The 20,121-nt window shown below is 71.5% G+C and carries 16 protein-coding genes; 6 read left to right on the forward strand and 10 right to left on the reverse strand.

What is annotated here, in order from left to right; genetic code table 11:
- Nucleotides 1–16: 16 nt before the first annotated feature.
- Nucleotides 17–2,548: a beta-galactosidase GalA gene (gene galA, locus ASD79_RS10315; RefSeq protein WP_056721210.1), complete on the forward strand. Its 2,532-nt coding sequence runs from the start codon at nt 17–19 to the stop codon at nt 2,546–2,548.
- Between the two features lie 61 nt (nt 2,549–2,609).
- Here the strand turns inward: galA and ASD79_RS10320 are convergent, their stop codons facing one another.
- From ASD79_RS10320 to ASD79_RS10360, 9 genes are all read right to left on the reverse strand, one after another.
- Nucleotides 2,610–3,629: a Rieske 2Fe-2S domain-containing protein gene (locus ASD79_RS10320; protein WP_056721212.1), complete on the reverse strand. Its 1,020-nt coding sequence runs from the start codon at nt 3,627–3,629 to the stop codon at nt 2,610–2,612.
- Complete coding sequence (locus ASD79_RS10325) at nt 3,629–4,756, reverse strand: hypothetical protein (RefSeq protein ID WP_056721214.1); 1,128 nt, start codon at nt 4,754–4,756, stop codon at nt 3,629–3,631. The genes ASD79_RS10320 and ASD79_RS10325 overlap by 1 nt, the downstream gene beginning before the upstream one ends.
- Nucleotides 4,753–5,913 carry an ATP-dependent carboxylate-amine ligase gene (locus ASD79_RS10330; RefSeq protein ID WP_156400440.1) on the reverse strand — a complete coding sequence of 387 codons (1,161 nt, stop codon included), beginning with the start codon at nt 5,911–5,913 and terminating at the stop codon, nt 4,753–4,755. Before ASD79_RS10330 ends, ASD79_RS10325 begins: the two co-directional genes overlap by 4 nt.
- Complete coding sequence (locus ASD79_RS10335; protein WP_056721216.1) at nt 5,910–7,175, reverse strand: hypothetical protein; 1,266 nt, start codon at nt 7,173–7,175, stop codon at nt 5,910–5,912. Before ASD79_RS10335 ends, ASD79_RS10330 begins: the two co-directional genes overlap by 4 nt.
- Nucleotides 7,172–8,020: an MBL fold metallo-hydrolase gene (locus ASD79_RS10340; protein ID WP_056721217.1), complete on the reverse strand. Its 849-nt coding sequence runs from the start codon at nt 8,018–8,020 to the stop codon at nt 7,172–7,174. The genes ASD79_RS10335 and ASD79_RS10340 overlap by 4 nt, the downstream gene beginning before the upstream one ends.
- A complete protein-coding gene (locus ASD79_RS10345) occupies nt 8,017–9,015 on the reverse strand; it encodes an NAD(P)-dependent oxidoreductase (RefSeq protein ID WP_056721219.1) in 999 nt (332 codons plus the stop codon). The genes ASD79_RS10340 and ASD79_RS10345 overlap by 4 nt, the downstream gene beginning before the upstream one ends.
- The gene (locus ASD79_RS10350) at nt 9,015–10,064 is read right to left on the reverse strand and encodes a 3-oxoacyl-[acyl-carrier-protein] synthase III C-terminal domain-containing protein (RefSeq protein ID WP_056721221.1); all 1,050 of its coding nucleotides are present in this window, start codon (nt 10,062–10,064) and stop codon (nt 9,015–9,017) included. Before ASD79_RS10350 ends, ASD79_RS10345 begins: the two co-directional genes overlap by 1 nt.
- Before the next feature lie 157 nt (nt 10,065–10,221).
- Nucleotides 10,222–10,614, reverse strand: coding sequence for a helix-turn-helix domain-containing protein (locus ASD79_RS10355; RefSeq protein ID WP_368664861.1), 393 nt, complete (start codon nt 10,612–10,614; stop codon nt 10,222–10,224).
- A 240-nt stretch (nt 10,615–10,854) separates the two neighbouring features.
- A complete protein-coding gene (locus ASD79_RS10360) occupies nt 10,855–12,045 on the reverse strand; it encodes a hypothetical protein (RefSeq protein ID WP_056721225.1) in 1,191 nt (396 codons plus the stop codon).
- 113 nt (nt 12,046–12,158) lie between these two features.
- On the opposite strand from ASD79_RS10360, the gene ASD79_RS10365 reads away from it, so the two are divergent.
- From ASD79_RS10365 to ASD79_RS10380, 4 genes are read left to right on the forward strand one after another with little or no spacing between them, the layout of a single operon-like run.
- Complete coding sequence (locus tag ASD79_RS10365) at nt 12,159–12,887, forward strand: ferritin-like domain-containing protein (protein WP_056721227.1); 729 nt, start codon at nt 12,159–12,161, stop codon at nt 12,885–12,887.
- A complete protein-coding gene (locus ASD79_RS10370; RefSeq protein ID WP_056721228.1) occupies nt 12,887–14,656 on the forward strand; it encodes a carbamoyltransferase N-terminal domain-containing protein in 1,770 nt (589 codons plus the stop codon). Before ASD79_RS10365 ends, ASD79_RS10370 begins: the two co-directional genes overlap by 1 nt.
- A complete protein-coding gene (locus ASD79_RS10375; protein ID WP_056721230.1) occupies nt 14,653–14,865 on the forward strand; it encodes a DUF5989 family protein in 213 nt (70 codons plus the stop codon). Before ASD79_RS10370 ends, ASD79_RS10375 begins: the two co-directional genes overlap by 4 nt.
- A gap of 2 nt (nt 14,866–14,867) precedes the next feature.
- Entirely contained in the window at nt 14,868–15,857 is a 990-nt protein-coding gene (locus ASD79_RS10380; protein WP_056721232.1) for a bifunctional 2-polyprenyl-6-hydroxyphenol methylase/3-demethylubiquinol 3-O-methyltransferase UbiG, read from the forward strand.
- Between the two features lie 30 nt (nt 15,858–15,887).
- On the opposite strand, the gene ASD79_RS10385 is transcribed toward ASD79_RS10380, so the two are convergent.
- Nucleotides 15,888–16,835 (reverse strand): LysR family transcriptional regulator, encoded by a 948-nt coding sequence (locus tag ASD79_RS10385; protein WP_056721234.1) that lies wholly within the window; start codon nt 16,833–16,835, stop codon nt 15,888–15,890.
- A gap of 272 nt (nt 16,836–17,107) precedes the next feature.
- Here ASD79_RS10385 and ASD79_RS10390 point away from each other — a divergent pair, with 272 nt between their 5' ends.
- Nucleotides 17,108–20,095 (forward strand): TonB-dependent receptor, encoded by a 2,988-nt coding sequence (locus ASD79_RS10390; RefSeq protein WP_235524393.1) that lies wholly within the window; start codon nt 17,108–17,110, stop codon nt 20,093–20,095.
- Nucleotides 20,096–20,121: the final 26 nt, after the last annotated feature.

The raw sequence follows: 20,121 nt of genomic DNA on the forward strand, positions 1-20,121 counted from the left end.
TCCGCGTGAGGGACCCATGGTCGATTTCAGCCGCCGCCAAGCCCTGGCCGCCACCGCCGGCGCCGCCGCCCTGGCCGCCGCGTCCTCGGCCGGCGCCGCCGCCAAGCCCGCAACCCCCGCGACGCCCGCGCCACTCGCCATCGACCTCACCCCCCGCGAGCGGCTGTCGCTCGACTTCGGCTGGCGCTTCGCCCTGGGCCACGCCCAGGACCCGGCCCGCGATTTCGGGTTCGGCGCCAACCAGCGCACCTACGCCAAGGCCGGGGCGAGCGCCGCGAACTGGTGGGTGGCCGGCGCGGCCCAGCCCGCCTTCGACGACAGCGCCTGGGCCCCGGTGACCCTGCCCCACGACTGGGGCGTCACCCTGCCCTTCGTCGACAACCCCGCCTACAAGCCCGCGGGCAAGCCCGACGACGAGGACTTGCGCGCCGCCCACGGCTACAAGCCTCTGGGCCGCGAGTTCCCCGACACCAGCGTCGGCTGGTACCGCAAGACCTTCGCCCTGCCCGCCGCCGACGCCGGCAAGCGGCTGTCGATCGAGTTCGACGGCGCCTTCCGCGACGCCCTGGTCATCGTCAACGGCTACGTCCTCGGCCACGAGGACAGCGGCTACAGCCCGTTCCGCGTCGACATCACCGATATCGCCAATCTCGGCGGCGACAACAGCCTGGTGGTCCGCGTCGACGCCTCGATCGGCGAGGGCTGGTTCTACGAAGGCGCGGGCCTCTACCGCCACGTCTGGCTGGTCAAGACCGCCCCGGTCCACGTGCCGCGATGGGGCGTCTTCGTCCGCGCCAAGCTCGACGGGACGGTCACCATCGACACCGACCTGATCAACGAGTCCGACGCGGCCGCCGCCTATGAGCTGCTGCAGACCGTGCTCGACGGCCAGGGCCGGCCGGTGCTGACGCCGATGGCCGCCCAGGGCCGCCTGCCGGCCTGGGAGCGCCAGTCGCTGTCGCAGACCGTCCAGCTTGCCAATCCGGTGTTGTGGTCGCTGGAGAACCCGCACCTCTACAGCCTGGTGACCGAGGTCAAGGTCGGTGGCGCCGTGGTCGACCGCTTCGTCACCCCGTTCGGCGTGCGCTCGATCGCCTTCGACGCCGACAAGGGCTTCCTGCTCAACGGCCAGTCGGTGAAGCTGAAGGGGACCTGCAACCACCAGGACCACGCCGGCGTGGGCGCGGCCATCCCCGACGCCCTGCAGGTCTGGCGGCTGGAACAGCTGAAGAGCATGGGCTGCAACGCCTATCGCGCCGCGCACAACCCGCCGACGCCGGAATTGCTCGACGCCTGCGACCGCCTGGGCGTCCTGGTGATCGACGAGACCCGGCGGATGTCCAGCGACGAGACCTCGCTGGACGAGCTGGAGCGGCTGGTCCGCCGCGACCGCAACCATCCCAGCGTCATCCTGTGGTCGATCGGCAACGAGGAGCCCCAACAGGGCACGGCGCGCGGCGCCAAGGTGGCCCGCACGATGAAGCGGCTGGTCAATCGCCTGGACCCGACCCGGCCGATCACCGCCGCCATGGACTCCGGTTTCGGCGAGGGCATCACCGAGGTCATCGACGTCATCGGCTTCAACTACCGCCACGAGAAGATGGACGACTTCCACGCCCGCTTCCCGCACATCCCGATCATCGGCACCGAGAGCGCCAGCACCGTGGCGACGCGCGGCGAATACGCCCGCGACGACGCCAAGTCCTACGTCCCGGCCTACGACACCGAGCACCCCTGGTGGGCGACCACGGCCGAGAAATGGTGGAGCCACGCCGCCGACCGGCCGTGGATGGGCGGCGGCTTCATCTGGACCGGCTTCGACTATCGCGGCGAGCCGACGCCGTTCAACCGCTGGCCCAGCATCAGCTCGCACTTCGGGGCGCTCGACACCTGCGGCTTCCCGAAGGACAACTATTTCTACTACCGCGCCTGGTGGCGGTCCGAGCCGCTGCTGCACCTGCTGCCGCACTGGAACTGGGAAGGCCGCGAGGGCCAGCCGATCGCGGTCTGGGCGCACAGCAATTGCGACCGGGTCGAGCTGTTCCTGAACGGCAAGAGCCAGGGGGTCCGCGACGTCGCCCGCAACCACCATGTCGAATGGTCCGTGCCCTACGCCCCGGGCGTCATCGAGGCCCACGGCTACAAGGGCGGCAAGGTCATCCTGCGCGAACGCCGCGAAACGGCCGGCCCGGCCGCCGCCCTGCGCCTGACCACGGATCGCCACGACCTGGCCGCCGACGGCCAGGACGTGGCGATCCTCAAGGTCGAGGTGCTCGACGCCAAGGGCCGCCCGGTCCCGCGCGCCGACGCCCTGGTCTCGTTCGCCGTGGCCGGCCCCGGCCAGGTGATCGGGGTCGGCAACGGAAACCCCACCAGCCACGAGCCCGACGTCGCCAGCCAGCGCAAAGCCTTCAACGGCCTGTGCCAGGCGATCGTCCGCACACGGCGCGGCGAGGCGGGCGAGCTGCGGGTCACGGCGTCGGCGCCAGGGCTGAAGGCGGCGTCGGTGAGCCTGAAGGTCGAGGGCGGACGGTTGGCGACGCTGTAGTTGGTACATCCGTCATCCCGGGCCTTGTGCCCGGGATGACGGTGGTGAGGGGGCGACAGCCCTACAGCCAGATCGTATGCGGCCCGTCCACGCCCGGCTCCAGTCGCTCCCCCTGATACAGCCGGGTCAGCGGAACCGTCACCCGATCCGTCGGCCCCGACTTGAACCTGGGCCCGCCGAACGCGGTGATGGTGGCGTGCTGCTTGTCCAGCGCCACCCGGTCCTGTTCGGAGACCGGCCGCACGAAGGCCAGGATCGCCTGGCGCTTCAGCCAGGCCGGGGCTCGGCCCTTGGGCGTGGTCCAGCAGCCGAACGCCCGGTAGCGCTCTTGCGTCTCCGGCACGAAGAAGGCGGTGGCGCACAGGGTCAGGCCCTTGGGTCCCTCCCAGCGACCCTGGAAGGTGATCGGCGGGATGTAGCGGCCGACGCTGCGCTGGCGCTCGCCCTCCAGCAGCCGCGACATCCAGCCGCGATCGGGGTCGTCCTGGTCGTAGGCCACCTCGAAGCCGTCCTCGCGGAAGGTCAGGGTCTGGCGCACCGGCTGGCGCGCGCGGCTGACGCGGATCAGCCCGTCGTGGATGAAGTTGGTGTGGAACGGGTCGAGGATGTTCTCCAGGGCGTCCAGGGCCCGGCCGCGCCAGGGATCGCGCGTCCACCAGAAGTGGTCATGGTCCGGGTCGCCGACCAGCGGCGGCAGTTCCAGTTGCGGCGGCGGGCCATCGCCAACCTCCAGCTTGACGAAGATCGCCCCGTGCCGCTCGGCCACGGCCAGGGTCCGCGCGCCCAGCCTGCCCAGCGCCGCCGCCTCGCCGGCCCCCGGAGCTTCGACACAAGCCCCTGCCCCGTCGAACCGCCAGCCGTGATAGGAGCACATCAGCGTCCCGTCCCGCAGCTTGCCGTCCGACAGCGGATAGTTGCGGTGCGGACAGCGGTCCTCCAGCGCGGCCACCGCGCCGCCCACGCCCCGGAACAGCACGATCGGCACGCCGCCGATCTGGCGGGCCAGCGGCTTGGCCCGCAGCTGCCGCGACAGGGCGATCGGGGCCCAGGCGGACGAAAGGCCGGCGGGAAACGGCGTCATCACAGGGCGATCCTCTCCAGGCTGGGCGTCATCGCCGCCAGCGCGCGGGCCAGCAGGCCGTAGCCGATCCGCCGCCACCACGGCAGATGGTCGTCGAACACCGCCATGAACTCCAGCGCCGGTTGCGCGCCCCGGTGGCGCTTGAACGCCCCGGCGCCGGCCGAATAGTTCACCGCCAGGCCCAGGTCGAGGGCCCGCAGCACCGACAGGCTCATGGCCACGCGGTAGAGCCCCCGGCGCTGGGCCTGGCCCCGGTCATGCCCCAGCATCGGGCTCGACAGCTGGGTCTCGTGGACATGGTCGGCGGCGAAGGCCTCGATCTGGCCGGACGGGCCCCGGACCACCCGCAAGCCCAGCACCCCGCTGGCGATGGCCGCGCGCAGCAGGGCTTGGTGGTAGGCCGGATTGGCGTTGGAATACTTGTCCAGATAGACGCCGGCATAGAGGTCCAGCATCCGCCTCTGGTCGTCCGGCGAAGGGTTGGGCGCGTCCTCGACGCTGAGGCCGTGGGCGGCGGCCAGCTTGAGGTCGGCCTTGACGTCGGTGCGCGGCGCCCACTGGCGGGCGGGGTCGGGCAGCCGCCAGACGACGCGGCTGACGATCCGCCGGGCGCCCCGGGCGTCCATGGCGGCCAGAAGTCCCGGATGGTCGGCCACGTTCAGCGAGCGCCAGATGATCGCCCGGTCCGGGAAGGCCTTTCGCAACGCCGCGAGCGCGGGGTCCAGGTCGTCGCCGGTCCAGGACCCGTAGAGGCTGGTCGAGAACAGCAGGTGGTTCACATAGACCGCCTGGTCGGCGCGGGTCAGCCGCAGCAGGCCCTCGGCGGCCAGCGAGGCGGCGTGGAACAACCAGGCCTGCGGCCCCTTCAGGTCGCGGCCGATCTCGTCGCGCACCGCCGGGCCGTAGGTCACGGCCAGCGAGGTCAGCCAGCAGCCCTGGCGGCCGACCGGCGCGACGATCGCGAAGGCCCGGTCAGTCAACTGCAAGGCCGACAGCGCGACCCGGGCGTTGGCCAGCGCCCCGTCCGATCCGGCCGTCGCCAAGGCGCGGACATAGGCGCCGACCTCGGGGGAGCGCCCCCAGTCGAGCCGGGGATCATCGACCGCCAGGACGGCGACGGCGCTCACGGCCGGTCTCCATTCCATTCGATGTCGGCGGTCATCGCGGCGGCGAGGCTCTGGCCCGCCAGCAGCGCCTTGGCCGAGAACCTCAGGCTGTCGGCCAAGGCGCCAAGCAGCGGCCACCGGTCGCCCGGAGCGCCAATGACGTCCCGCCCCTCGCCCAGGCCTCGCCGCCAGGCGCCCAGCCGCCCCTGGCGCAGCGCGGCGGGCAAGCCGAACAGCCAGTAGGCCGGAGCGAGATAGCGCAGCGTGGCCGGCGCTGCCTGGACGGGTGGTCCGTCGCCAACCAGGGCGTGGGCCAGGGCCGGGTCGCGGTCGAACAGGTGGACCCCGCTGGTCGCTCGCGGATTGCACTCCAGCAGCCACGCGCGGCCGCCGGCGTCGACGATGGCGTCGCAGGCGAACTGCCCCTGGCCGGCCACGCCGGCCAGGATGGCGGCGATGGTCAGCAGGTCGGCGGTCACCCGCCCGGGCGGCGCTTCGAACGCGTAGCTGGCCCCGCCCCCCTCGCGCCAGGTCGAGCCATAGGCGCTGAACGCCGTCAGCCGGCCGTCGCGACAGGCGGCGTGGAACGACATCTCGGTCCCGGCGACATGGCGCTGGGCCACCCAGCGCTCGCCCGGCGTCGGGCGCAGCGCGGCCAGGCGGGCGGGGTCGGGCCGGATCAGGGTCCGCACGCCGAACCGCGAATATTCCGGCTTGAACACCAGGTCGCCGGCCGGCGGCAGGGCGACCAGGTCGTCCGGACCTTCGAGCGTCCAGGTCTCCGGCATGGGCAGGCCGTGGGCGCCGCAGACCTCGGCGAACAGGGCCTTGGAGTGCAACTGGTGCAGGGTCTCGAAGTCGGGGGCCAGCAGCCGCGCCTTCAGGTCCGGCCAGCGCCGGGCCAGGGAGGCGAGGTGGAACACCTCCTCGCAGGCCGGCACGACCAGGCGCGGGGCCAGACGTTCGACCAGGTCACGCAGGTCGCGTTCGAAGGCCTCGGGACGGACCACCGGCGAGGCGTAGGCGTGGACGCCGGCCGGAGCGCGCGACCCTCGCGCCATCGCGCACGGCGCGCAGTCGGCCAGGTGCGCGGCGTAGCCGGCGGCGGCGAAGGCCCGCGCCAGGTCCAGGGCGGCGGGGGCGCGGGCCCCGGTGATCAGGACGACGGGCGCGGTCATGGCGTCCACCGCACGCGCCGTCGCTTGGGGCCCGGTTCGCGGCCCGGGCCAACCGACGCCGTTACCGGAACCGCGACGCCCCGCGCGCGTAGCAACGCCTCGACCACCGCCCGCGCCGGCTCCATGTCGGCGGGCGCGGCGACCTCGATCCGCGCCGCGTCCGGCCGGCCCCGGACGGTCCAGACGGCGCGGGGGCCCAGGGCGCCCTCGATCCGTGCGTCGATCTCGCGGGGCGGGATCGCGACCTCGCCGAACCGCCAGACGTCGCCCAGCCGGCCCTCGACGAGGTGGATCGCCAGGCGCGGCGAGCCGCAGGGGCAGGGCCCGTCCAGCGGCTGGATCAGATCGTCCAGCCGCACACGGACCATCGGTTGGCCGCGCCGCCGCAGGTCGGTGACGATCGGCGTGAAGCGGTCCGTGCCGGTCACCGGTTCCAGCTCGACGATCAGTCCGTCCTCGTTGAGGTGCAGCGTCCCGTGCCGGCAGGGCGCGCCCAGGAAGCCCTCGGTGGCCTGGTACAGCGGCCGGGGCGCCAGACCGAACACCTCGCCCAGCCAGGCCTGCTCCGCCGCCCCGATCGGCTCGGAGCCGTAGAACAGGCCGTCCAGCCGAGGCCGCCAGCCGCCGGCCTCGATCCGCGTCGCCAGGGCCGCCAGCACGTGCGGCGGGGCCACCAGGTGGGTCGGGGCGAAGGCTTGCAGCGCCGCCAACTGCGCATCGGGCCCCACGTCGAGCCCGATGAAGGCGAACGCCGCCCCGGCCCCCTGGATGTCCTGGTAGAGGCGGTTGTTGGCCCGCAGGATCAGGGCGGCGCGCAGGGGCCGCAGCAGGCGGACCGGCGCGATCAGCTTGCCCAGCAGGGTCCCCAGATAGTCGTCGCGCTCGGCCGGGGTGGTGATGAACAGGCCCCGCGTTCCGTCGCCGCCGCCGGTCGAGAACCCGGCCTGGACCCCGTCCGGCAGGCCGCCGTCCCGACCCGCCTCGGCCGCTTCCGCCGCCGCCCACGCCATGTCCGCCGTCAGGCCCAGGCCGTTCCATTCGGCCACGTCGGCCCGGACCTGGGCGGGCGTGACGACGGGAAAGTCGCCCAGCGGCCGCCCGGCCAGGGCGCGCAAGGCGGGCGTCGCCGCCAGGGTCGGGGCCAACCGACGCCACAGCCGCCGCTGATGGGCCTCCAGGGCGGCGCGGCGGGTCAGGGTCGCCGCCGCGATGTGCGTGCGCAGATAGGCCCCCAGGATGCGCGAGCGGCGCGGACCGTTCACGCGGTCTCGGCGGCCTGGGCCGCCTCCCGGCAGTGCGACGGCACGATCCGGACCTCGGGCGCGCGGCCGATCAGGGCGTGCAGGTCGGCCAGGGTGGCGCGATAGACGGCGGTGCGCCCCAGCAGGGCCGTGGTCAGGGCCGGCGGCGGCCGGTTCTCGCGCACCGCCTGGGTCGACCAGGCCGCGTCGCCGATGAAGAAGCTCAGGGCGTCGTCCTCGCCACGCAGCGCCAGGCCCCAGTGCCCCGGACAATGGCCCGGCAGCTCGACCGCCAGCAGGCTGCCGTCGCCCAGGATGTCGGCCCCGGTCTCGAACGGGGCCAGGGCGCCGGGCAGAGCCCGCCGGGGCATGTCCTCGAAGAACGTGGCGCGGGCCTCGGCCTCGCCCGGGACCAGGGCCGGCAGCAGGCCGCGCCGCACGCCCTCGAACCGGCCGACCCCGCGCAGCTGCGCCAGCCCGGCCCTGGCGCAATAGATCCTGGCCTTCGGGAAAGCCGGCAGGCCGGCGATGTGGTCGCCGTGGAAGTGCGAGATGATCACCCCCCGGATGTCGGCCGGCGTCAGGCCGAACCGGCCGATCTGCTGGCTGGCCGCCTCGCCCTCGGCCAGGGTCACCGGGGTGGCCAGGCGATAAAGCTTCTCGGGCCAGCGGACGGTGGCCTGAAAGAAGGCCGGATCATAGCCGGTGTCGAACAGCAGCGCTCCCTCGGTAGGGTGCAGGATCAGGGCGGTCAGGGCGGGGAAGTCGACGGGGCACAGGCTGGCGCCGCGCATCGCCATGCCCTCCGGGTGGCGGCAATAGCCGGCCTGCAACAGGTGGACCTGGCAGCGCACCGTGGCCGTCATCGCCCGTCTCCCCGCGCCTGCCGCGCCATGGCCAGCATGGTCGCGTTGGCGTCGTGCAGCGGCGTATAGCCCAGGCCGTCCCGGGCTCCCGCCAGGTCGAAGGTCTGGGAGAAGGCCAGGGTCGCGACGCCATAGGGGGTGATCAGCGGTTCGCGCCGGGCGGGCGACAGCGCCGCCGCGCCCTCCAGCGCCACCGCCCCGGCCAGCATCAGCGGCCACGGCAGGGGGACGAAGGTCAGGTCGCGACCCAGCGCCCGGGCCAGGCCCACGGCGGTGTCGCGCACGCTGACCGGATGGCCGCCGGAGATGTTGAAGACCCGTCCGCCGACCGCCGACCGTCGCTGGTCGGCCAGGACCAGCGACCGCGCCGCGTCGCGCACGTCGGTGAACTCGACCAGCGCCCGCCCGCCGCGCGGCAGCGGCACGCGCCCGCGCGCCACCAGGGCCAGCAGCCGGGGCAACACCACCTGGTCGTCGGGACCGACCAGGGCCCGGGGCCGGACGGCGACGGTGAAGAAGTCCGGGGCGTTGGCGGTCAGCACCAGCCGCTCGGCCGCCAACTTGGTGCGGGCATAGGCGTTCAGCGGCCGCGCGGCCGGCGGATCGGCCTCGGTCAGGCCGATCCGGTCGCGGAACTGGGCGTAGATCGACGGCGAGGACACCAACACCAGCCCCTCGCAACCGGCCGCCCGCGCCGCGCCCAGCAGGGTCCGTGTCGCCGTGACATTGATCCGCTCGAAATCCTCGGCCCGTCCCCACGGGCTGGATAGGGCGGCGGCGTGGAAGACCACGTCGATGCCGTGGCACAGACGCGCCGCCGCGCCGGGGTCGCGGGCCAGGTCGGCCAGCACGACCTCGGCGCCCAGCGCCGCCAGCCGCGCGGCGGCGACCGGGTCACGGCCGGTGGCCCGCACGGCATAGCCCTCGGCGACCAGGGCGGCGGTCAGGGCCAGCCCCAGGCCGCCGGTCGCGCCGGTGACGAGCGCCTGGCGCATCAGACCCTCAGCACCATGGCGCTGACGCTGATCCCGGCCGCCGTGCCCAGCAGCAGGACCGTGCTCCCGGGCGTCAGCCGTCCGGCCTCCCAAGCGTGGCAAAGCGCCGTGGGCAAGGAAGCGGCGATCTGGTTGCCGTGGCCGTCGAAGATATCGACGACCCGGCCGGGGTCGCCGCCCATCAGCCGCCGCACATGCTCCAGGCCCGGATGGCTGGCCTGGTGGGGGACGATCAGGTCGACGCTCTGGCGGTCCAGCCCCGCCTCGCCCAGCACATGGTCGATCATCGCCGGCAGCCGGCGGGCCGCGGCCTTGAAGATCCCGAACGCATCCATGTGAAACTTCGAGGCCTGGACGAACGGCTCCAGCCCGTCCTCCAGCCGCACCCGCGTGCCGCCGGCCCGCAGCGCGGCCAGGTCGCGGCCCTCGCCATAGGTCTGGAAATCGCGGGCCAGCAGGGCCGGCCCCAGCGGATCCTCGCCCGCCTCCAGGCAGACGGCGGCGGCCCCGTCGCCGAAAATCGCGTAGGCGGCCGGATCGGCGGGGTCGAGCCCGGCCGAGGCGATGTCGCTGGACACCACCACCGCCCGGCGCCAGCGCCCGGTCTCGAAGCCCATGGCCACGATGTCCAGCGCCATCAGGAACGACAGGCAGGTCTGGTTGACGTCGAAGGCCAGTATGCCCGAGCGGCCCAGGCCCAGCTCGTGCTGGATCAGCACCGAGGCGCCAGGGATCGGCTGCTCCATGACCCCGCAGGCCCCGACCAGCACGTCGAAGTCGCCGTCGTCCCAGCCGGCCGCCGCCAGCGCCCGCCGCGCGGCGGCCGCGCCCATCACCGAGGTGGTCTCGTCAGCCGCCGCGACGCCCCGCGCGCCGATGCCGAACGCCTGTCGCGTCCAGCCCCTGGGCTGTCCGAACAGGGCGTCCAAGGTCTCGGAGGTCCGGGTCTCGCGCGGCCGGTAGACGCCCAGCCCCGCCAGCCTCAGCGGCGAAACCCGACGCAGGCCGCGCGAACCTCGAGGCCTGACCTGCGGCTCGGCGATCTCCATGCGCGGCCTCCCCTGTCACCGAACGCTCCGGCTGCCGCACAACGCATAGTCGTGCGGCGGCAAGGTCGCAACGGGCTTCAGCGCGCGCGGCGGGCGGGTCTCGGCCGTCTTCGCGGTCGGCTCGCGGAACACCACGAACAGCGCGTCTCCCGGAACCCTAGCCGTCGGTGTCCGCCATCGCCTTCGCCAGGGCGACGAGCTGCTTGCGGAGCTCGGGGCGCATGGTCTTGAACGCCACCACGAGGTCCTGGGATCCGCTGTCGTTCAGGAAGTCGATCAGGCCGCCCGCGACGCTCTCGCCGCCGCCGCGCGGCGCGTCGAGGCCCTCGAAGAAGGCCGACAACGGCGTGTCGAGCTTGTGGGCGATCTCGTACAGCTTCGACGAGCTGACCCGATTGGTCCCGCGCTCGTACTTCTGCACCTGCTGGAAGGTGACCCCCAGCGCATCGGCCAGGTCGGACTGCGAAATGCCCAAAGCCCGTCGCTTCACCCGGATGAGGGCGCCGACGTGCCGGTCCACGGGGTGGGGTGAATGGGGGGTCGCGGTCATGGTCTTCATGTCCTCTGTTGGAGAACGCGCCATGGCGATTTACCAAATCGCCGCGTGATGAATTCATTAAGGCCGAGGTTGTTGAAAGGTTGCAACCATTGTCCCCGCTCGCGGGAATCGTGAGAGCCATGACCGCCACGGACGACGAAGCTCCGGACTCCTCGCCGGCATGGGCCGCCGTCGAAGGACCGTGGCGCCGACCAACGCCAAATCTCTAAGCCATTGGAATCAAAAGATTCCCTAGGTCCCGCAACTTGGCCACCGCCCTTCCGGGGATGAAACTCCGGCCTCGCCGCGCGCGGCGGCCGAGCATCGACGATATTCCGCGCCCGGATGGGCCTGGAGGTACGCCGCGATGGCGCGGGCGATCACCCGCGCCGCCCGGGCGTCCGGATGGCGATTGCGCGGAAGGCGCCAACTGGAATCGAGGTTCACCATCACATAGGGCAGCCCCACCTCGTCGAGGATCCGGCGGCGCAGCGCCCGCTCCACGGCGGTCTCCGGCGCCAGCTGCGGCACGACGATCAGCGGCGTGGCGCCGCGCCGGCGCGCCATCTCGACCGTATCGTCCAGCACCGCTCGGCTCATGGCCACGCCCTGGTCGATGTCGGCGTCCGTGCGGTAAGGGATCGCCCGTTGGGCCAGCTGGACCAGGCGCGGCGCGGCCTCCGGTGGACGCCAGGCCAGGCCCGGGTCGAGGCGCGGACGATCGGCGTCCAGGTTGCGTCGAAACAGCGACGGCATGAACAGCGACACCACCGCCACCGGCCGCCGATAGCGCGGCCATTCCTGGCGCAAGCGAAGATAGGCCTGGTCCGTCGCGTAGCCCTCGACCGCCAGGTTGGCGCTCTGGACGCCAGTCAGGGCCTCGACTTGCGCGGGGATCGACTCCTCCCAGGTCAGGCCGTGACCGACCATGATCGACTCGCCGGTGAAGAGGATGGTCGGCCGGCCCGGATCGACGGCGTCGCCCAGGCGGCGCACCCGATGGCCCGAGGCGTCGATGTCGTAGACGATGGAACGCCCGCCCAGCCTGCCGACGCCCTGCCGCGACGGTTCCAGGACCCAACCCAGTTGCGCGTCGCGCCGCCGCAAGGGCTCGCGCGGGGCTGGCGTATCCTGGGCTCGCAGCCAGGGCAGGTGCGACAAAAGGACCTCGCAGAACACCAGGGACAGCACCACGGCGACCGCCACCGGCGCGGTGTCACGGGCCAGGCGGACAAGCGGCGTCCTGGCCAGCAGACGCCCCACGCGGGGACGAACCCAGAGGATCAGGGCCAGCCCCAGCCCTCCGCTCACGACGCGAAAGACTAGCAGGGCAAGGGCTTGCGTGGCCCTTGGCGTGTAGAAATCGGGCAGGATGTGCCGGTCCATCCAGGCGCTGTCGGCGATGAGCGCCCAGGCCACCAGCGCCGCGCCGAGCGCCGCCACGACGGCCTCTGCCGACAGGCGCCGGGCAAGCGCGCCGCCGGGGGCGGACGAGGCAACTGGCGGCCCATGCATACCGGTGTTATTCCAGAAGCAGACCAAGGGGATGCTAGCGCATGAGATCCCTACTGTCGTTGGTTCACTGGTGGGTTTGGCGTGACGCCCGGCGGCGGGCGACCAACCTGCTGCGGTTCGCCGAGGTCGAGGCGGACGGCGGGCGCGACATCGTCCGCGCCGCCGAACAGACCCGCGATCCGGTGCTTCGCAAGCTGTTCCTGGTCCATGCCCTGGACGAGCAGCGTCACGCCGAACTCTTCCGCGAACGGGGCCGAGCCTTGATGGCCCAACTGCCGCCCGGGCCGGACGGCGGTGGTCGGACCCAATGGCTGGCGCCGGGCGAGCGGGGGTTGGACGACCTGCGCGTCGAGCAGGAACGCGACGGCTCGCTGCTGGCCTTCCTGCACCTGTCCGAGAAGACCGCCGCCCGCGACTTCGCCCACTATGTCGATGTGCTGGGGCACGACCCGGCCACCCGCGAGGTCTTCGAAAAGGTCGCGCATGACGAGGCGTTCCACATGACCTACACGCACGCTCAACTGCTCCGGGTCTCGCCCGAGGGTCACGGCCGTCTGCTGTGGATGGCCCGCCTGCGCCGGCTGTGGTCGCTGTACCTGCGCTTCGCTGGCGCCTTGGCCGGCCTGATCGGCGCGGTCATCCTGACCCTGCAATATTTCATCCTGGTCCCGCCCTTCGCCCTGCTGGCCCGTCGCGCCCAGGCCCGCGAGCCGCTCGGCTGGGTCGCCATACCGGAACAGCGCAACGGCGCGTTGACGCGGCAATACTGATGAAGATCCTCGGCGTCTCCGCTCATTATCACGACGCCGCCGCGGCCCTGGTCGTCGACGGCCTTCCGGTCGCGGCCGTGCAGGAAGAACGCCTGTCGCGACGCAAGAACGATGCGGCCTTCCCGATGGGGGCCATAGAGTGGTGCCTCGACCAGGCCGGCCTGCGGCCCGAGGACCTCGACGCGGTCGTCTTCTACGAACGGCCGATGCTGAAGTTCGACCGGATCCTGACCAGCGCCCTGCGCGCCTTTCCCCACAGCCGCCGCGCCTTCGCCCACGCCATGAAGAACACGCTGGGCGAAAAGGCCTGGGTGCGCGGCCTGATCACCGCCCAGTTGGGCGTGCGGCGGGACAAGATCCTGTTCACCGAGCACCACCAGTCGCACGCGGCCGCCGCTTTCCTGACCGCCCCGACCCGGCGCGCGGCGATCCTGACCACCGACGGCGTGGGCGAATGGGCGACCACCACCGTGGGCCGGGGCGAGCGGCCCGCCGACGGCCCCACCCGGATCATCCTGGATCGCGAGGTGCGCTTTCCCCACTCGCTGGGCATGTTCTACTCGACCTTCACCGCCTATCTCGGCTTCGCCATCAACGAGGGCGAGTACAAGGTCATGGGTCTGGCCGCCTATGGCCGCCCGTCGATGGTCGACCAGGTCCGCAAGGTGCTGCGTCGCACCCCGGACGGGGCCTTCGCCCTCGATCTCGACTATTTCGAGTTCCACACCAGCGTCACGCGTTCGTTCTCCCGGCGCTTCGTCGATCTCTTCGGCCCGCCCCGCCTGGCGCATGAGCCCATCGACCTGGAGACCGCCGAAGGGCGCAGGTTCGCCGACATCGCCGCCAGCGCGCAGCAGGTACTGGAAGAGGTCCTGGTCGACCTGACCCGCCGCCTGAAACGCGAAACCGGCCTGCCGGACCTCTGCCTGGGTGGCGGCGTGGCGCTGAACGGCGTCGCCAACACCCGCATCCTGGCCGAATCGGGTTTCGAGCGCCTGTTCGTGCCCTCGGCGCCGGGCGACGCGGGCAGCGCCCTGGGCGCGGCGCTCTATGCCGACCGCATCCATTTCGGCAACCCCGACCGCGACATCCCCGACCATCCGTTCTGGGGGCCCGAGCTCGACGAGGCCGATCTCGCACGCCTGGCCGGCGAGGACGGCCTGCCCCTCCAGATCCTCGACGAGCCGGCCCTGATCGACCTGAGCGTGGAGGACCTGGCCCACGGCCGCGTCGTGGGCTGGATGGACGGAGCGCTGGAGTTTGGTCCTCGCGCCCTGGGGCATCGCAGCATCCTGACGGCGCCGCACGACCTGGCCATGCGCGACCGGCTCAACCGGGACATCAAGTATCGCGAGGAGTTCCGCCCCTTCGCCCCGGTCGTTCCCATCGAGGCGGCCGACCGCTTCTTCGTGCTGCCGCCGGGCGGAGCGCGCCTGGCGCGGTTCATGTCGGGCGTCTTTCCGGTGCGGGCCGAATGGCGCGAGCGCCTGGCCGCCGTCACCCATGTGGACGGCACTGCCCGGGTGCAGGTCCTGGAGCGGGACATGGCCCCGCGACTGCACGACCTGCTGCTGGCCTATGGCCGGCGCAGCGGCGTGCCGGTGCTGCTCAACACCTCGTTCAACCTGGCCGGCGAGCCGATCGTCAACCGGGTGGTCGAGGGCTATTCCACGTTCCGGCGTTCGGGCATCGACGTCCTGGTCGCCGGCCGGTCCCGCATCGTCAAGCGCGCGGTCGCGCAAGCCGCCCCCAGGGAGGAAGTCGCATGATCCGTCATCGTGGAAGATTCCATCGCCAGATGATCGTGCTGGGCAGCATGGCCGGCTCGACCCTGGAACTCGTGCAAGGTCTTTGGCGCCACGGCTCCGGCCGACGCTGGCTCATCCCCCTGGCCGTCTTCCTGTGCCTGACCGGCGCGATCCTGGTTCTGGCCGTCAGCGTCGAGGCCCTGGCGCCGTTCGTCTACGCCATCTTCTGACCGTGGAGGCGTTTCGCACGCTGCTCGCCTGTCCGGCCTGCGCCGGCGACCTGGCGGCGGACTGGGCCTGCCTGGGCTGCGGCGCCCGCCATGCCGCGCCGGACGGCGTGCCGGCCTTGCGCCTGGCGGCCGACGAGCGCACCGAAACCGTGCGCCGGTTCTACGAGCATGCGCCGTTCCCCGGCTATCCGCCGCGCGACAGCCTGGACTGGCTGCGCGCCCGCGCCGAGCGCAGCCCTTTCGCGCGGCTGCTGGACCGGTCCATCGCCGGCGACGCCAGGATCCTGGAGATGGGCTGCGGCACCGGCCAGATGAGCCTCTACCTCGCCCGGGCCGACCGCGTGGTGATCGGCGCCGACCTCACCCGGGCGTCGCTGGCGCTGGGCGCGGCGGCGGCCCGGCGGTTCGGGGTGAGCGGCGTGCGGTTCGTCGAAACCGACCTCGCGGCGCCCGGCCTGCGCGAGGGCGCCTTCGACCTGGTCTATTGCTCCGGCGTGCTGCACCACACGCCCGATCCGCGGGCGTCGTTCCGTCACCTGGTCCGGCTGGCGCGACCGGGCGGGATGATCGTCCTGGGGCTCTACAACGCCTATGCCCGCCTGCCGCTGCGCCTGCGCCGGGCGGTCGGCCGGCTGTCCGGCTTCCGCTGGATCCCGTTCGACCCGGTGTTGCGCGACCGCGCCGCCGAGCCCGAGCGCCGCGCGGCCTGGCTCCGCGACCAGTACCTTCACCCCGAGGAGCATCGCCACACCCACGCCGAGGTGCTGGCCTGGTTCCGCGCCAACGACGTCGACTATGTGCGCGCCTATCCCAGCACCGTCCTTGGGGACGATCCGGAGGACCTGTTCACCCCGGCAGCCGACAACTGGGGACCGGAGGCCTGGCTGGCCCAACTTGGATGGATGCGCAGCCTCGGGCCGGAGGGAGGGCTGTTCGTGATGGTCGGCAGACGCTCCGGGTCGAGCATCCCGGCCGCCATCGGGCCAACCTGACGCCGGTTCGCGCGCGCGTCGCCGGCGACTTCAGGTCGCCAGCGCGCCGCGCAAGGCGGGGACCAGCAGGGCGCACAACGCCGCCGCGCGGGGATGCTCCTCGCGGAGCTTGGCGCGATGGAACAGCATCAGCTTGCGCTTGATCGCCGGCTGCACCAGCGGCACCAGTCGCACCCGATCGGTGTCGAGGCCGCGCGTGTAGAGACGCGGCAGGACACCCACCGCCAGGCCGCTGCTGGCCAGGCCGAGCAGCGACCCCACCTGGTCGACCTTGTAGCGCGTCGAGGGCGACAGGTTGTTCTGGCGCATCGCCGCCGAGCTCAGCTCGCCGATGCTGCCGCCGACGAAGTGAACGATCTCGCTGCCTTCCAGGGCGCTCCAGGGCAGGCTGGTCGAGGCCGCCAGCGGATGGTCCTTCGGCGTCACCAGCAGCATCTCGTCCTCGGCGATCAGGGTCGCTTCCAGCCCCTCCTCGGTGCGCCCCAGGACGCCCACGACGATGTCGAGCGCGCCGGTGCGCAGGTTTCCAAGGAGCGCGTCGTTCTTGCCGTCGCTGAGGTGGAAACTCACGTCGTCGCATTGGCCGCCGAGCCGCGCCACGACCTCGGCCGCCGCCGGCACGACCGACGGGATCGCGCCGATCCGGATGACCGCCTTGCCCCGCGCGGCGACGTCGCTCATGTCGACGAAGGCGTTGTCGGCGGTCTTCAGCAGGCGCAGGGCGTGCGGCAGGAAGGCGGCCCCGGCGTCGGTAAGGGAGACGTGGTGGGTGCTCCGGTCGAACAGCCGGACGCCCAGATGCTCCTCGATCTGACGAATGCCCGCGCTCAGAGCGGGTTGGGACACGATCATCCGCTCGGCCGCCCGGCTGAAGTTGCCCGTGTCGGCCAGGGCGGTGAAGAAGCGCAGCTGGCGCAGCGAGATGGCCTGGGTGCGGGCCGCTGGACGCGAGGCCGGGGCGGTCAAGATCTCTGGCATGGCGGCCTTCGGGAACGGTGAGCGGGCCAGCCTCTGGTTATAAGCCGTCCCTATAAGCAGATAACTACAAAGAGCTTCCAATTCTAAGGAGCCGTCATAACCTCGCAACAATCGCGCACCGATGGAATAGTTGAAATAAGCAGCAGAATTAGCGCATCCCCCGCGAAACAAGCGCGGACTTTGAGCAAATCTACTTGCTGAGGTAAACAACTATAAGAAGAAACGCCTGGGGAGGCTGTCGGCGGGCGCGCCAACCATCACGGGGGTTCTTCATGTTGTCTGTTGTCGGCCATCGGCCAGAATGCGCCACCGGCGATCGCCGTCCCTCGCACGGCAAGGCGTCGATGCTGGGCATCGCCTCCACCGCCGTGCTCATCGCCCTGTCCTGCGGCGCCTCGGTTCAGGCGCAGGACAGCTCGGCCAGCGCCGAGGTCGAAGCGGTCGTGGTCACCGGATCGCGCATCAAGAGCCCCGACGCCACCAGCGTCAGCCCCATCAGCACGGTGACCAACAAGCAGATCGCCCAGCGCGGCGTCGTCCGCGTCGAGGACCTGATCAACACCCTGCCCCAGGCCTTCGCCGACCAGGGCAGCGGCAATCGCGGCGGCACGGTCGGGGCCAGCGGCACCGCCACCATCAATCTGCGCAACCTCGGCAATCAGCGGACGCTGGTCCTGATCGACGGCAAGCGCCTGATGCAGGGCGATCCCGCCCGCTCGGCGGCCCAGGCCGCCGACATCAACAACATCCCCGCCGCGCTGATCCAGCAGATCGACGTGGTGACCGGCGGCGCCTCGGCCGTCTACGGGTCGGACGCCCTGGCCGGCGTCGTCAACTTCATGCTGAAGCGCGACTTCGAGGGCGTGCAGCTGGATGTGCAGGGCGGCCTGTACATGCACAACAATCACAGCGCGATCGTCTCGGCGGCCACGGCGGCGGGACAGACGCCGGCGGTGGGCCGCGAGCTCGACGGCGGCCAGCAGAGCTATTCGATCACCGCCGGCCGGAATTTCGCCGACGGTCGCGGCAACCTCACCGGCTTCTTCAGCTACAAGGAAATCGCCGGCGTCGGCACCAAGGACCGCGACTTCTCGACCTGCAACCTGTCGGCCACCGCGACCGGCTATGCCTGCTCGCTGTCCAGCGCCACCTATCCGGTCCAGTTCCAGCTGACCAACCCGACCACCGGCGCGACGCGCGGCAGCTACGCCCTGGACGGAACCACCGGCAACACCCTGCGCGCCTACCGCACCTCGGACGGCTTCAACAACGGCAACACCTACGACCTGCAGTCGCCGGACAAGCGCTACAACGCCGACCTCTTCGGCCGCTACAAGATCTCGGACGCGGCCGAGGTCTACGGCGAGTTCATGTACATGCATGACGAGGCCGACATTAAGCTGTCGCCCACCGCCGTGTTCACGGTCCCCGAAAGCATCAACTGCAACAACCCGCTGCTCTCGGCCCAGGAAAAGACCCTGATCTGCACCTCGGTCGGCCTGACCGACGCGCAGAGCGCCAATGTCATCGTCTCGCAGCGCAACGCCCTGGGCGGCTCGCGTCACGACTATACCGACCACACGTCCTACCGCGGCGTGGCCGGCCTCCGCGGCGACATCACCTCCAACTGGCGCTACGACGTCTACGCCCAGTACGGTCGCACCGACTACACCTCGCGCCTGACCAACGACTATTCCCTGGCCAGGTTCGCCAAGGCCCTGCGCGCGGTGACCAACGGCAGCGGCCAGATCGTCTGCGAATCCGTGGTCAACGGCAGCGACCCGTCCTGCGTGCCGATCAACCTGTTCCAGGTCGGCGGCATCACCCCGTCGGCGCTGAACTACGTGCAGAACACCGTCCGCCGGAAGGGCTTCACCGAGGAGACCATTCTCAGCGGCGCGCTGACCGGCGACCTGGGCCTGACCAGCCCCTTCGCCAGCTATCCGATCGGCGTCGCCATCGGCGCCGAGTATCGCGACGAGAAGATCAGCTTCCAGCCCGACAAATACTACAGCAGCCGCGACGTGGCCGGGAACTCGGGCGGGGAATATCCGATCGAGGGCTCGTTCAACGTCAAGGAAATCTATGGCGAGATCCGGGTTCCACTGGTCGAGAACAAGCCGTTCTTCAAGAGCCTGTCGGCCGAAGGCGGCGTGCGCTACTCCGACTACAGCACCGCGGGCGACACCTGGGCCTACAAGGCCGGCGGCGAATGGGCCCCGGTCAGCGACATCCGCTTCCGCGGCAGCTTCCAGCGCGCGGTGCGGGCGCCCAACCTGGTCGAGCTGTTCGGGCCGCAACGCACCGTGACCGCCGCGATCACCGACCCCTGCGAAGGCGCGACGCCCAGGGCGACGGCGGCCCAATGCGCCCTGTCGGGCGTGACGGCGGCGCAGTACGGGACGATCGCCCCGGCGGCGGGCCAGCAGTCCGGCGCCCTGGTCGGCGGCAATCCCGATCTGGCTCCGGAAAAGTCGAACACCAAGTCGTTCGGCGTGCAGTTCATGCCCCGGTTCCTGCAAGGCGTGACCTTCACCGTCGACTATTTCGACATCGACGTGAAGAAGCTGATCACCACCGTTCCGGCCGGGATCGAGCTGTCGCAGTGCATCAACACCGGCGTGTTCTGCGACCTGATCAAGCGCAACGCCGCGACCGGGTCGCTGGTCACCAGCGGCTATGTCGTCACCACCAGCGTCAACGCCGGCTACCTGAAGACCTCAGGCCTGGATTTCTCGGTCACCGCCGCGCACGACCTGCCCGACCTGTTCGGCAAGGACATGGGCCGGATCGGGCTGAACTTCTCGGGCACCAAGACCAACAAGTACGAGGTCCAGATCCTGCCCGGCTCGCAGCCCTATCGCTGCGACGGCTATTTCGGCGTCACCTGCGGCCAGCCGATCCCTGAATGGCGTCACCGCCTGATCGCCGACTGGACCTCGCGCGGCGGCGTCAACCTGTCGGCCACCTGGCGCTATATCGGCGGAACGAAGAACGACAAATCGAGCAGCGCGACCTTCCTGAAGGCCGCCTACCAGCCCTACGACCTGAAGATGCCCAGCGTCAGCTATGTCGACTTCGCCGCCTCGATGGACGTCGCCGAGAAGGTCACGGTCCGGGTCGGCGTCAACAACGCCTTCGACAAGGACCCGCCCCTGACCGCCAGCACCGGCGGCCAGACCTCGAACGGGGCCTTCTTCTCGGGCATGTACGACTCGCTGGGCCGCTACATGTTCGTCGGCGCCACGGCGCGCTTCTGATCCGGATACGGGAAGGGTGAGCGCCC

Source organism: Caulobacter sp. Root655 (assembly GCF_001427665.1).
In the GTDB taxonomy this organism is placed as follows: Bacteria; Pseudomonadota; Alphaproteobacteria; order Caulobacterales; family Caulobacteraceae; genus Caulobacter.